The 13339-nt window shown below is 61.4% G+C and carries 11 protein-coding genes; 2 read left to right on the top strand and 9 right to left on the bottom strand.

Annotation, left to right across the window (positions count from 1 at the left end; all coding sequences use genetic code 11):
* Positions 1 to 63 precede the first annotated feature (63 nt).
* Positions 64 to 912 (top strand): EcsC family protein, encoded by an 849-nt coding sequence (locus tag AWB77_RS03095; protein ID WP_061132884.1) that lies wholly within the window; start codon positions 64 to 66, stop codon positions 910 to 912.
* On the opposite strand, the gene AWB77_RS03090 is transcribed toward AWB77_RS03095, so the two are convergent.
* From AWB77_RS03090 to AWB77_RS03080, 3 genes are all read right to left on the bottom strand, one after another.
* Positions 882 to 1826, bottom strand: a complete 945-nt coding sequence (locus tag AWB77_RS03090; protein WP_061132883.1) for an alpha/beta hydrolase — start codon at positions 1824 to 1826, stop codon at positions 882 to 884. The two genes, AWB77_RS03095 and AWB77_RS03090, sit on opposite strands and share 31 nt — an antisense overlap.
* 13 nt (positions 1827 to 1839) lie before the next feature.
* A complete protein-coding gene (locus AWB77_RS03085; RefSeq protein ID WP_061132882.1) occupies positions 1840 to 2226 on the bottom strand; it encodes a CHRD domain-containing protein in 387 nt (128 codons plus the stop codon).
* Between the two features lie 209 nt (positions 2227 to 2435).
* Positions 2436 to 3614, bottom strand: a complete 1179-nt coding sequence (locus AWB77_RS03080) for a porin (RefSeq protein ID WP_061132881.1) — start codon at positions 3612 to 3614, stop codon at positions 2436 to 2438.
* Positions 3615 to 4033: 419 nt separating this feature from the next.
* On the opposite strand from AWB77_RS03080, the gene AWB77_RS03075 reads away from it, so the two are divergent.
* Positions 4034 to 4969 (top strand): LysR family transcriptional regulator, encoded by a 936-nt coding sequence (locus AWB77_RS03075; RefSeq protein ID WP_061132880.1) that lies wholly within the window; start codon positions 4034 to 4036, stop codon positions 4967 to 4969.
* 12 nt (positions 4970 to 4981) lie between these two features.
* Here AWB77_RS03075 and AWB77_RS03070 read toward each other — a convergent pair whose 3' ends face one another.
* The 6 genes from AWB77_RS03070 to AWB77_RS03045 form a co-directional block, all read right to left on the bottom strand.
* A complete protein-coding gene (locus AWB77_RS03070) occupies positions 4982 to 8293 on the bottom strand; it encodes an ATP-binding protein (RefSeq protein WP_061133145.1) in 3312 nt (1103 codons plus the stop codon).
* A gap of 224 nt (positions 8294 to 8517) precedes the next feature.
* Complete coding sequence (locus AWB77_RS03065) at positions 8518 to 9168, bottom strand: response regulator (RefSeq protein ID WP_061132879.1); 651 nt, start codon at positions 9166 to 9168, stop codon at positions 8518 to 8520.
* A 111-nt stretch (positions 9169 to 9279) separates the two neighbouring features.
* On the bottom strand, positions 9280 to 10047 hold the full coding sequence (locus AWB77_RS03060; protein WP_244158395.1) for a response regulator: 768 nt from the start codon (positions 10045 to 10047) through the stop codon (positions 9280 to 9282).
* Between the two features lie 35 nt (positions 10048 to 10082).
* Complete coding sequence (locus AWB77_RS03055) at positions 10083 to 10730, bottom strand: response regulator (RefSeq protein WP_074168832.1); 648 nt, start codon at positions 10728 to 10730, stop codon at positions 10083 to 10085.
* A gap of 448 nt (positions 10731 to 11178) precedes the next feature.
* Positions 11179 to 11715: a single-stranded DNA-binding protein gene (locus AWB77_RS03050; RefSeq protein WP_061132877.1), complete on the bottom strand. Its 537-nt coding sequence runs from the start codon at positions 11713 to 11715 to the stop codon at positions 11179 to 11181.
* A gap of 118 nt (positions 11716 to 11833) precedes the next feature.
* Complete coding sequence (locus AWB77_RS03045; protein ID WP_061132876.1) at positions 11834 to 13036, bottom strand: MFS transporter; 1203 nt, start codon at positions 13034 to 13036, stop codon at positions 11834 to 11836.
* Positions 13037 to 13339 lie beyond the last annotated feature (303 nt).

Here is a 13339-nt window from a genome sequence, read left to right as displayed (position 1 = left end):
CATAGCACGCTGCCGCGCTCTAATCTGCGTGGAAGCTCATCATTCTCTGGATACAAGACTCGCATGGAACCGACGCCGATCATCACCTCGCCGCTTACCACCGAAGACTTCGCGGCGCTCGCCCGCGCGAAGGAAGCGCTCGAAAGCCCGTCACTGACGATGAAGCTGGCGAGCGTCGTCGGCGCGCCCATCGAAAAGTTGATGGGACGCTTGCCTTCCGCCGCGCAGGAAAAAGTCGACGAAGCGACGCAGCTCGCGCTGAAGAAGTGCCTGCAGGTCGCGCTGCGCACGATCGGCAAGAGCGCGCCGTCCGATTCGCTGCTCGCGCCGCCGCCCGACAAGCCGCATAACCTGATGCACAAGCTTGCCGTCGCGACGACCGGCGCGGCAGGCGGCGCGTTCGGGCTGTTCGCGCTGCCCGTCGAACTTCCGGTCACGACGACGCTGATGTTCCGCTCGATCTGCGACATCGCGCGCAGCGAGGGCGAGGACGTGCATCGCGTGGAGACGCAACTGCAATGCCTGATGGTGCTCGGCATGGGCGGCACCAAAGCCAGCGACGACAACGCCGATCTCGGCTATTTCATCGTGCGCGGCGCGCTCGCGCAGTCGGTTTCGCGCGCGACCAGCGAGGTCGCCGCGAAGGGATTGAGCAGTCACGGCTCGACGGCGCTGCTCAAGTTCCTGCAGACGATCGCCTCGCGATTCTCCGTGCAGGTCAGCGAGCAGGTCGCGGCGAAGTCCATTCCGGCGATCGGCGCGGTGCTCGGCGCGATGGTCAACACCGTGTTCATCGACCATTTTCAGCAGATGGCGCACGGGCACTTCACCGTGCGCAGGCTGGAGCGTCGATACGGCGCGTCGGCGGTCGAGCGTGCTTATCAGACGATCGAGGTGATGGGCGGACGATGAATTCGCGGCGCCGCAGTCGCGGTTTCGATGAACGAGGCGGCGTGCGCGAGCGCGTCGCGCGCTTCAGGCATGAACGGCGACCAGATCTGAAAAATGTGCGGAACCTTGCGCCAGATTTCCAGTTCGACGCGCACGCCCGCCGCGCGCGCTTTGGCGGCCACGCGGGTCGAATCGTCGAGCAATAGTTCGGTGTCGCCGACCTGAATCAGCAGCGGCGGCAAGCCTTCGAAGTCGCCGAAAAGCGGCGATGCGTAGGGATCGCGCGCGTCCGCCGCGCCGAGATATTGCGCGGCGACTTCGGGAAACACGGACGCGTGGTACATCGGATCGCGGCCTTCGTTGGCTCGCATCGACTCGCCGCTCCCGGTCAGGTCCGTCCACGGCGAGAACAGCGCCGCCGCCGCGGGAAGCGGATCGCCGGCGTCGCGTAGCGCGAGGAGCGTTGCGAGCGCGAGACCGGCGCCCGCCGAGTCGCCGGCGATCGCAACCGATTCTGCGGGAACGCCGTCCTCGAGCAGGCGCCGATAGGCGGCGAGGCTGTCGTCGAGCGCGGCGGGAAATCGATGCTCGGGCGCGAGACGATAATCGAGCGAGAACACGCGGGCCCCGATCTTCGTGGCCAGGCCAAACGCGATCGCGCGATGACTGCGCGGCGAGCAGAAGTAATAGCCGCCGCCGTGGAAATAGAGGATCGTCGCGGTCGGAGTGGCCGGCGGCGTGAGCCATTCGCCGCGCAACGGAGCGTGAGCGGGCGTGTCGCGGATATCGAGCCGCCAGCCTTTCGGCACGCGCGGGGACCAGATCCGGCGCGACGCGTAGTTGCGCGCGAGATTGACATCGAGGGCGGGCTTCGCGCTGTGCGGACGCACGCGCTTGCGCACGATCCAGCAGGCGAAGTCGCTTTGCCAGCTCATCGCGCGGCAGGCGTCAGTTCGCCGGCATCATCTGACCGCGTATCTCGCCGGTCGGATTTTCCTGCGTGTGGATGTTGAAGTACCACTGGCCGGCCATCAAATCCGTCACTTGCTGATCGGTGAGTGTCGCCTGCCCTTTCATCGGGCTCGCGAGCGCTTTCTTGTCGATGGGAACCTGGACTTTCGCGTTCTGACCGACCGGCGCGGGGCCGTGGAAATGCGCCATTGTTACCGGGCCGGACAGGTCAGCGTATGTCGCGGTCCAGGTGAGTATTTTGGTATCGGTGTCGAAAGTGGCATCGACGACACCGTGGCCTTTGCTTACGCGCGGCGGGACTTCGCTCGACGGCTGGAGATTGGCTTTGAGCGCGACGGTGTCGGCGTGAGCGGCAGCCGTCATCAGAAGCGTGAGCGTGAAAACTGCGGCCCAGCGTGCATGTGGTCGGCAGGTCGAGATCATTTTTGCTCTCCTTTTTGCGGCCTCATATGAGTTGCACGGTCATCGTAGTGCATTTCGATGGCTCGACCTAGCTTCGCTGTCGGCGTTGCATCAACGAAAAAAGGGCACCTTGCGGTGCCCTCTTTCTACTGCTTACCGGTCAGAACGCTTTAGAAGCGGTGACGGATACCCGTGTTCACGAGCACCTGACGGCTGCTCGACGACATACCGAATGCGCCGTTGTTGTTGGCGATTGCGGCGTACGGAGCGGGAGCATCGCCGCTCGACGAACCGATCTGCGCCACTGCTTCGACGTGGAAGTCGGTGCGCTTCGACAGCGCGTAGTCAGCTTGCAGGCCGAACTGGTGGAACTTCGCCTTCTCCGACTGCACGCCGAAGTTGTTGATCTTGCCAGTCGTGTACGTGTACGCGGCACCCAGCGAAAGCGCCGGCGTCACAGCGTAGTGACCATTCAACTCGTAGTTGTTGTAAACCAGCGACGCGTTGTCAACGTAGCTGTTGTCGACGCGCGTTTGCGTCCACACTGCACCGAACGTCATGGCTTCGTACGCGTAGCTTGCACCCGCACCGAAGGTACGTTGACGCATGCCCTTCACCGTGACGTCTCGGCCCGGCAGCGTACCCATGAACTGTTCGCCGGAGATGGCGCCGTTGGTCGTCGCGTTCACGCCATTGCCCTGCATGTACGCAGCGCCGAACTTGAACGGACCATTTCCGTATCCAGCACCCACGCTGTAAGCACGGTTGTCAGCGAAGCCACCAGCTTCGTTCGAGAAGCCATACAGACCGCCGAACGAGAAACCAGCGTAGTTCGCGCTCTGGAACTTGATCGCGTTGGCGATGCTGAAATCGCTGTTCAGGTTGTCATTGCCTGCGACGTGACCGAAGTACGTACCGCCCCACGTGCCTGCTGCGCTCAGCGGACCGAGATAGTCGACGACGGAGTCGTATTGACGACCCAGCGTGACCGTGCCGGCTTGCGACGACAGGCCAACGTATGCCTGACGGCCGAACAGCTTGTTGTTCTCACCCAGTTGGCCGTTGCCCGAATCGAAGCCGCTCTCCAACGTGAAGATCGCCTTCAGACCACCGCCCAGATCTTCGGCACCGCGCAGGCCCCAGCGGCTTTCTTGCAGGTTGCCGCTCGTCAGACCGTGGTACGTGGCCTTCATGTTGGCGTGATCCGGGTTTGCGTCGAAGACGTTATTCACGAACGTCAAGCCCGTGTCGATCAAACCATACAGCGTGACGCTGCTCTGCGCGTTGGCAGCGCCTGCGAACGATGCGGCCAAAGCTGCGATGGCCGTGACGATCAGATTCTTTTTCATGCGTGTTCCTTTCCTAAGTCGTGAGACTCGATGGGTTGCTTCAGGCCGAACGCCTGTCGAGCGTGGATTGCCTCGTTGCCCGTTAAGCTCAGCACCGATATTCGGCACGACAAAGTTTATTGCCCGGTCTTTTTGAGAAACCGAAAAAGGAAACACAAAAGGCTTTTCGAATAATTCAAAAAGTGCTTTTTTGGGACGGGTAAATGCTTAGGCCGCATGGACTTACACGTCATTCGCTGCGCTTTGTCCGCGCCCGCTCGCCGTGCTCAGTTGCATACATGCGACAGTGGCCACATTGATACACTCGCGCCGGATCAGAACCTTCCGATGTTTGCGCATCAGATCGCGCTCTAGAATCGCGCACGCGAGGTGCGCATTAGCCGCTCATATCGATTCGCCATTCGAAGTGTTATATCTCAATGAATCAACTCCAGGCAATGCGCGTCTTCATGAAGGTCGCGGAGACCGAATCATTCGGCCGTGCCGCCGCCGCGCTCGATCTTTCCAACGCTGTCGTAACGCGCTATGTCTCCTTGCTTGAAGCGCACCTCAATACGCGCCTCTTGAACCGGACGACGCGCAGCGTCTCTCTGACTGAAGCCGGGCGCGCTTATGCGGAAGGCTGTCGCGCGGTGATCGAGCAAGTTGAAGCCATCGAAGCGTCGGTGGCGAGCAGTTCCGTGAATCCGTCCGGGACGCTCAAGCTGGTCGCGTCGGCGTCGTTTTCGCTGCTTGGACTCACGCCGATGCTGCACGCGTATCGCGAGCGCTATCCGAGCGTCAAACTGCGGCTGACTTTGCTGCATCGTCCCATCGATCTCGTCGCGGAAGGATTCGATGTCGGCATCGTCGTGCCTCACCTCGTCAACAGTGGCATGTTGATCAACCGGCCGCTGGTAAGGGTCGCCGCGGTGCTCGTCGCGTCGCCGGAATATCTGTCGCGGCACGGCACGCCTATGCGCCCCGCATTATTGGCGGCGCACGAGTTTCTCGCGCCGTCCGCGGACATTCACGGCCCGACATGGACCTTCGTGGGACCGTCCGGCGCGGCCGAAAGCATCGCGCTCGATCCGGCCTACGCCGTGAACAGCTCTCACATGTTGCGGCAAGCAGCGCTTTCCGGAATGGGCATCGCGGTGCTGCCGGAGAGCTACGTGGCGCAAGACATCGATACGGGAGCACTCGTGCGCCTCCTTTCTGGCTACGCGATCGGAGGCGCGGACAAGGAAGTATCGATCGTCTATCCGGGGCGCCGCCATGTCTCCGCCAAAACGCGCTCTTTCGTGGATTTCGCGCTGACGTACTTTCGCGAGCGCGATCTCGTCGATGCGAACACCGGCGCGCTCGCGGAGTGAATGCGCGAAGGTTCAATGAATCGTCGCGCCTTGCGTCTGAATGCGCTCGACGAGTTGTTCGCATCGCGCGATGAGCGCGAATCCGTCGCTACGGCGCACGTCGCGCGACTTCGTATGCAGATCGCGGCGAAAGTCCTCCAGCGCGTCGAGCAGCGGCCGATACTGCAACACGCTCGCCGCTCCGAACACGCGATGATGCCAATCGCGCAGATCATCGACCGTGCCGCGATCGAGCAATCGCCGGAGCGCCACGAGATCCTCACGGAACGACGAAACGAACGCGTCCAGCAGCGCCTTGACCGTCGACTCACTGCCCCATAGCTGAGCCATCGCGTCGAGATCGAGTTCGTCATCGTCGCGCGGCGGCGCGGCGGTAACCTGCATCGAATGCGTGACGAGTTCGGGCTCCGCGCTGTCGTCCGTCCACGATCGATTCAGATGCTCGCGCAACGTGGCGAGCCGCGTTGGCTTGACGAGGCAGTCGTCCATCCCGGACTCGCGGCACTTGCGCAGTTCGTCGGGCGCCGTGCTCGCAGTGATGCCGAGAATCGGCAGCCGACGCGCCGTGCCTGCTTCATCGGCCCGAATGCGCCGCGCGAGTTCGTAGCCCGTCATCTTGGGCATATGGCAGTCGGTTATCAGGAAGCCGTAGCGCGTATCGGCGAGCGCGGCGTATGCTTCGGCGCCGTCGTGCACGACATCGCAGGCCATCCCCAGCAATGAAAGCTGATGACGGATCAACTCCTGATTCACCGGATGATCCTCGGCCACGAGCACGAGCTTGCCGCTGCGCAACGCGTCTTCGCGATCCGGCGGCGCCATCTTCGTTTCCTGACAGAGCGCGACGCCCGACGCAACTTGCGGCATGCCCGTCAGCGCCGCCACGCACGCTGCACCGAGCCCGTGCCATGAAATCGGATTCACGCTCACACGGATGCCGTCTTCGAGAATCCGGTAACCGGTCGGCTTCGGCTTTTCGGTCACGTGTATTATGCGCGAGCCGGACGGCACGGCGCGCTTGTGCGTATCGCTCAAGAAGACAATGTCGATATCTTCGAGCGACACGGTCACGGCTCTCTCGAGTTCATCGGGCGTGTAGCGCTGCAGGAAGAGACCGAGCGCCTCGCCAAAGTGCATGAGTGCCGCGGCCACGCGGTCGTCGTCGATCGCAACGACGCCTCGCTTGCCGCGCAATCCGTCGATCTGATAGTGCGATGTTTCGATGGGCATCGTGAGACGAACGCTCATGGCCGTTCCGATGCCGATCGCGCTTTCGAGACTCATCGCGCCGCCCATCAATTCGACGAGACGATTGCAGATCGTGAGTCCGAGCCCAGTGCCGCCGAAACGGCGCGTCGTGGATGTTTCCGCCTGCACGAACGGCTCGAAGAGACTTTGCTGCGCCTCCGGTGCGATTCCGATGCCCGTGTCCTTCACGCACAGTTCGATCACTTGCTCCGATTCGCGCTGCTCGACCGCGCGCACGTGGACCGCGACTTCGCCCTTGATCGTGAACTTGATCGCGTTGCTCAGAAGGTTGAAGAGAACCTGCCGCAGACGCACACTGTCGCCCCGGACGGTTGCGGCCACTTCCGGCGCCATGTCCACACGCACGCGCAAGCCCTTCTCATGCGCGCGTCCAGCGAGCAGTCCGACCGCGCTATCGACGAGTTCACGCAGATCGACCGGCGTCGACTCGATCGTCAGACGGCCCGCCTCGATCTTCGAATAATCGAGGAGATCGTCGAGAATCTGCAGCAACGCGCTCGCGGAATCCTGAATCATGCCGAGCATCTGGGATTGATCGGGATTGAGCGGCGTGTTTTCGAGCACTTCGACGAGGCCGAGAACGCCGTTCATCGGTGTGCGGATCTCGTGACTCATCATCGCGAGGAAGTCGTCCTTCGCGCGCGATGCGGCCTCGGCTGTGTCGCGCGCGCGGGCGAGTTCGTCGGCGCGTGCGTGCTCGACGCTGGCATCGGCCCAATAGCCGCTCCACACCACGGCGCCATCGTCCTCGCGATGCGCGACGAGGTCGGCGCGGATCCAGCGCGTAACACCTTCCACCGTCGAGCGAAATTCGGTATGCAGCGGCTCCAGCGTTCGCGCCGAAGTTTCGATTTCTTCGAGGAGACGCGCGGCGTCCTCCTCGTGTACGTGCGTCAACGCGTTGATCGGGTCGTCGGCCAACGCGGCGACGTCGAGACCGAGCAACTGGCGCGTGTCGCCATCGATATATGGAAGGCGGTACTTGCCATCGCTCGCGCGACGCAACTGAAACACGACCGCGGGCAGCGAACGCGTCACGTCGTGCAGCCGACGCTCGGTCTGCCGCGCACGCGTTTCGGCGTCGCGGATATCGGTGATATCGATCATCGTGCCGACGACGCCGGCCCGCTCCCCGTTCGATGCGGTAAAACAACCCGTCCAAAATAGCCCGCAGCGCGGGCGATTGTCTTCGTCCAGAAACTCCGCCTCGACTTCCTGACGCTGACCAGTGGCCAGAGTCGCGTCGGTCAGGTCGTGGACCACACGGCTATGCGCCTCGCCCCATGCCGTCACTTCGAGACTCGTGCGCCCGAGAATATCTTCGCGCCGCACGCCGAGCGCCTCCTCGAAAGCGCGATTCACCGCGATATAGCGATTCTGCATGTCCTTCGCAATGAGCGGATACGGCACGACCTCCATCATGGTCTGCTGGAAGCTGAGTTGCGTGGCCAACCGCTGCTCGGTCTCCATGCGCCGGCACATCTCCTGTTGCAGCCGGATAAACGCGCGCAGCGTCACGAGCAGCACCGCCGCAATGCCGATGAGCGCAGGCAGCAAGCGTAACGCCGTGATATTCGAAATCGCGAATGCGTGCGCTCGCCCTGTGGTGGCTGGTGTCTCGGCTTGCTTGAATGCGCGCCGGATGAGTTGATCGAGCGGTTGCAGTTCGGAGTGCATCGCGTAATTCAGCATGCCCGGCGGACTTGATGCGACGATCATATCGATATCGCCACGCTGAAACGCCGATGCAGCCGCGGCCCAATCGTTGAATTGCCGCGCCTTGAACGAGATGCCGAGCGACTTCTCGATTTTTTCCAGCGCGACTTCGGGCCGTTCCAACGAATCATCTGCAGCGGCGTCCGGTGCATCGATCACGCCGACGACGAGCGGCTTCAACGTGCGTAGGTAATCGCGCTCAGGGAGATCGAGCTTGAAAGCGACTTCGGCAGCGGGTTGCGAGTGGCCGGTGGCCGAACCGGGCGCATCGGCCGCATGGCTGAATGGCGCCACGACCAGACTCAGAAGGAGCAGACAACGCGCAAACAGAAATCTCAAATCGAACTCCTCGGATGCGGCCGACGTATGCAACGACAGTTGCTTCGCCTGCTGAGCGAGGTCACGAGGACGCCACTTCGCTGCTATTGGCAGACAAAGAGTGCTCGCGCTTCGCGCTTGGCCATCGAGTGAAATGATTTGAGTCTGACTCGCAACGCATCATGATCGAATCAGAAGTGTCCCAATTTGCTCCTAAGTGGGAGCATTCCCCGGACGGCACCGCATCAGACCAATCCGACCTGCTGAAGGTAGGTCACCAGTTCGCCCTCGCTTTCGAGTCCTAGCTTGCGCATACCGCTCCGCTTTTGCGTCGCGATCGTCTTGCGGCTTCGGCCGAAATGATCCGCGATTTCATGAACGAGAAGGCCGCTCGCGTAAAGCTGAAAAACTTCCCACTCGCGTCGGCTCAACACACCCGCACGCGCCGGCGATGTAGGTGGCAAATGGCGCACAGCCGCTTCCACGGACGGCGAAAGAAAACAGCCACCGTCTTGGGCGACGGCTATCGCGTCATGCAGGCATCCGAGTCCGTCGCGCTTGTCGACGATGCCATCGACGCCGAGTTGAACGAGACCCGCCAGCATGCGCATGTGGGAGATCATCGTGAGCACGATGACCCTCGGTCTTTTCTCCTGCCACGACAAGCTCCGGAGATAGCCGATCGAACTGTTCTCTCCGTCGATTCCGCGCATACCGATGTCCGAAAGCACGATATCGCATGGTGTGGCTTCGACCGCTTCAGCAAGCGCTAGTGTGTCTTGCGCAGTAGCCACTACACGGATCGCCCCGTCGCGTTCCAGGAAACACTGAATGCCCTTGATGACAACCGGGTGGTCGTCAGCAACGATCGCGCGTATCGGCGTTTGTGTGCTCATCTTCTTATACGTTTTGTGATGTTTCTCCGGCACGCTGCAGTCGTAGAATCAACTGTGCGTCGTCTCCTGCCGGACCTTTGGAGCTTGCCCCGCGCGCCCCTTGCTGATGGTTCAGGTCAAGTCACTGTCCGCTATGAGTCGATACAAGTCAGCGTCCGTCGACAGATCGAGCTTTCGCATCGCTGCGCACTTTTGCGCGCTGATCGTCTTGACGCTTCGACCGAGATCCTTCGCGATCTCGGTAACGTTCGCGCCTCGCGCATAGCGCTCGATCACTTCCAGTTCACGACTCGAGAGTCTCTGGCGGATGAAGCGAGCGTGGCTCTCTGCGTTCGCGAGCGCCAGCGTCCGGCGTATGGCCGGACCGAGATAGGTTTCATTCGCCATGACCGAAACGATGGCGACGTAGATGAGATCGAGGCGGTCTTCCTTGCTAAGGAATGCATGCGCGCCAGCTTCCAGCGCCTGCTTGACGAGCGTGGCGTTGTCGCTGCGTGACATGACGACGATCCGAACATCGGGATACTGATTCGCAACGTGCTGGATCAACTCGATGCCGTCGCCGTAACGGCCGCCCGGCATGAAGTAATCGATGATGGCGACGTCACACTCGCCGCGAGCAAGCGACTCTTCGAGTTGTGTGGAGTCTACATTTCGACTCACGACCTGAACGTTGGGAAAATTCCCAGCAAGACGCTCGACTGCGAGAATAACGAGCGGATGGTCATCTGCTATGGCCAGCCTTATCCGCTTAGCGTGCGAGAACACATAGCTCCCATTCCCGAACTCCATCGCCTTAAACCCCTTCTTATCCTGCGGACTCAAATCCACGTCCAAATATGAACTGTGAGCATCGGGCATCGAAATATCTTGATACATAAGATGCGTCCGAAAGTGATCGTTAAACAAAATAGTCATCCTAAACCACGCGCACGAACGAAAGCGAAAAGACCGGGATCGTTTCTTACACCAAGCTTGTTCATGGCGTCACGTTTCTGACGGCTGATGGTGCGGACATCACGATTCAGTTCTCTCGCAATTTCCGTAATCGAATGACCCTTCGCAAACAGGCGAACGACTTCGACCTCACGCGGAGAAAGACGCGGCTCTTCCGACGAAAATTCGGTCTCCGTGCCTGCTTCAGCGAGCGCGGCAACGAACGAAGCGCTCACGAAACGACGTCCGACACTCGCATGCCGCACGGCCGTGGCCACCAGTTCCATCGGCTCCGCTTTGTTGACCAGGCTCATCGCGCCCGCATTCAGAATCGAGCGCAAGATCGCGACATTGCTGACACTGGTTAGCACCACGATGATGATGCTCGGAAAATCCTGACGCACCTTGCGAATGAGACGAAGCCCGTCATTTGCATCCACGCCCGGTTCGGGCATGGCGAAGTCTGTGACCAGCACATCGCACGACCTCATGGCGAGTTCGGCGAGCAGGGTGCTCGCGTTATTCGCCTCGCCGACTACCTTCATTCCGTTCTCGGCGGCGAACAGCGCCTTCATTCCGAGGAGAACAAAAGGATGATCGTCAGCAAGAACTATTCGAAGCTTCAAGAGGGCCCCCGATTATTTTGTTGGTCTAGTGAGTATGCTTTTGATTTCAACGACCGCGCGACGGATCAAACCGAACCCCACGCATTACTACGCACTTGTTCCGAATACTCGTTTACCGAAATCAGATAAACAAAAACTCGGAAGCGCTTAGATCGATGACAGCAAGCATATAAATACTGCGATTAAATCTCTTGAATGATAACTTCAAAATAGATTGCGAATATTTCGTAGACCATAGGAAGAATCCGATTAGCTTTCGACCGCTCTCCCCGACTCAAAATTCGAGGAGCGTCAGTCGTCCCGCGTTCCGAGAGATTAATATGCCGTGAGGAGAAAAGGTGATGCGCGCGCCATAATTCGGAAAGCGCCTTGCCGGGACGAAAAAAATGGGCTTCGGACTATCACAGTCCGAAGCCCATACTTGGAAGTGCAAATCGTTCGTCGACGATCAGAACGGGATATCGTCGTCCATGTCGTCGAAGCCGCCGCCAGCCGGTGCGCTCGGCCGGCTGGAGCCGCCACTCGCGCCGCCACCGCTTGCACGTCCGCCCGCGGGCGCACGACCGCCGCCACCACCGCCACCACCGCCGCCGGAACGTTCCATCGGAGCACTGCGGCTGTAGCCGCCGTCATCGCCGCCGCCTGCGCCGCCGCGGCCACCGAGCATCTGCATCTGATCCGCGACGATCTCCGTCGAATAACGCTCCTGGCCCGACTGGTCGGTCCACTTGCGCGTGCGGATGCGCCCTTCGATGTACACCGACGAGCCCTTCTTCAGATATTCGTTGACGATCTCGGCGAGCCGGCCGAAGAACGCCACGCGATGCCACTCCGTGAGTTCCTTGAATTCGCCGGAGGCCTTGTCCTTGTAGCGGTCCGTCGTCGCGAGACGGATGTTGGCCACGGCGTCGCCGCTCGGGAGGTAGCGGGTTTCCGGGTCGGCGCCCAGATTGCCCACGAGAATGACCTTGTTGACTGATGCCATGATTTCTCCGGTAGATTCCTTGCTAACTGTCAGCCGAATGATGCGATTGGACCGATCTCGTCTTCAGACGTAGACTCAGCCGCACCATGCCGGCTCGATTCGATGATTCAAATTTTCCTCAGGCCGCGCGCTCGCTTCTGCGCGGCGGCGGTTTCATCCACGTAGCGACGACGAGCCACGCGAACACCAGCGCCGAACAGGCGAAGAAGACCGCGCTCGGTCCGTCGAGCTTGAGCAGCCAGCCGCCGATCACCCCGCCGAGCGCGAGGCCGATCGACTGCGTCGTGTTGTACACGCCCGCCGCCGCGCCCTTTCTCGTGCCCGGCGCGAGTTTCGACACCAGGGACGGCTGCGACGCCTCAAGCACGTTGAAGCCGAGAAAGTACACGAACAGAATGGCTGCCACGGACCACAGCGTATGGGGAGCCGCGCCCAATAACAACTGGCCGATCAGGATAAGCCCGATCGCGCTCAGCATCACGCTCTTCATTTTTCCACGTTTCTCGGCGGCGATGATGGCCGGCACCATCAGAACGAACGCGAGCGCCATCACGGGCAGGTAAATCTTCCAGTGCGACGCGACCGGCAGCCCGCCGTCCACCAGAATGCGCGGCACGACGAGAAAGAGCGCGGTTTGCGTCGCGTGCAGCACGAGCACGCCGAAGTTCAGGCGCAGCAACTCGACGTTGTGCAGCACTTCTGCGAACGGCGCCTTGACGTGAACCGGGTGCGCGGGCGGATCCGGCACGATCCAGAAGACCACGCCCACCGCGAGAATCGACAGCACGCCGATCACCGTGAAAAGCCCGCTCATGCCGACCCAGTGGAACACGATCGGCGCGCCGACGATCGCCACCGCGAACGACACGCCGATGCTGCCGCCGACCATCGCCATTGCCTTGGTGCGGTTTTCTTCGTGCGTGAGATCGGCGATGAACGCGATCACCGCCGACGACACCGCGCCCATTCCCTGAATCACGCGCCCGGCGATGATCCACGCCATCGAATGTCCGGCGGCCGCGACGAAACTGCCGATCGCGAACACCAGCAAGCCGAACGCGATCACCGGCTTGCGCCCGAGTTTGTCGGAAATCCAGCCGTAGAAGATGTAGAGCATCGACTGCGTGACGCCGTAAGCGCCGAGGGCGATGCCGACGAGCAGCACGTTGTCGCCGCCGGGGATGGTTTTCGCGTACACGGAAAACACCGGCATGATCATGAAAAGACCGAGCATGCGCAGCGCGAAGATGGCAGCGAGCGACACGGTCGCGCGCAACTCCGGCGCGGAGAGACGTGTGGACGTGGCAGACGGATTGGACATCAGAAACGGGAAAAGGATGAGAGTCGCGTCTGGCCTGGCCTGCGGCGCAGCCAGGCGCGGCCGCCTTGTTCTTGCTCGAAACGGCACTATATGGAACGCACGGCACGGTCGCGCCGCTCGTCGCGTTCGCGCTCGCCCGCAGATGACCGGCGAGCCCCCGCGCCGGCCAATCGACGCGCATCCGGCCCTCGGGGCTCGGGCGCCGCGCCCTTTAAAAGTCGTTATAGTAGCAGGTTTGGCCCTCTCTCTTTCCGCCCGGCAATGGCTGCATGGCCCATCCGGACGGACGAAAGCGCCGCACAA

Origin of the sequence: Caballeronia fortuita (assembly GCF_001544835.2) — a bacterium.
Lineage (GTDB): Bacteria > Pseudomonadota > Gammaproteobacteria > Burkholderiales > Burkholderiaceae > Caballeronia > Caballeronia fortuita.
Note: the sequence above shows the minus strand (reverse complement) of the source record. Positions and strands in the feature narration are given on the sequence as shown.

What these genes read in the sequence shown, in the direction of transcription:
- AWB77_RS03095 (WP_061132884.1), top strand. Translation starts at nt 64, where the DNA reads ATGGAACCGACGCCGATCATCACCTCGCCGCTTACCACCGAAGACTTC.
- AWB77_RS03090 (WP_061132883.1), bottom strand. Translation starts at nt 1,826, where the DNA reads ATGAGCTGGCAAAGCGACTTCGCCTGCTGGATCGTGCGCAAGCGCGTG.
- AWB77_RS03085 (WP_061132882.1), bottom strand. Translation starts at nt 2,226, where the DNA reads ATGACGGCTGCCGCTCACGCCGACACCGTCGCGCTCAAAGCCAATCTC.
- AWB77_RS03080 (WP_061132881.1), bottom strand. Translation starts at nt 3,614, where the DNA reads ATGAAAAAGAATCTGATCGTCACGGCCATCGCAGCTTTGGCCGCATCG.
- AWB77_RS03075 (WP_061132880.1), top strand. Translation starts at nt 4,034, where the DNA reads ATGAATCAACTCCAGGCAATGCGCGTCTTCATGAAGGTCGCGGAGACC.
- AWB77_RS03065 (WP_061132879.1), bottom strand. Translation starts at nt 9,168, where the DNA reads ATGAGCACACAAACGCCGATACGCGCGATCGTTGCTGACGACCACCCG.
- AWB77_RS03060 (WP_244158395.1), bottom strand. Translation starts at nt 10,047, where the DNA reads ATGTATCAAGATATTTCGATGCCCGATGCTCACAGTTCATATTTGGAC.
- AWB77_RS03050 (WP_061132877.1), bottom strand. Translation starts at nt 11,715, where the DNA reads ATGGCATCAGTCAACAAGGTCATTCTCGTGGGCAATCTGGGCGCCGAC.
- AWB77_RS03045 (WP_061132876.1), bottom strand. Translation starts at nt 13,036, where the DNA reads ATGTCCAATCCGTCTGCCACGTCCACACGTCTCTCCGCGCCGGAGTTG.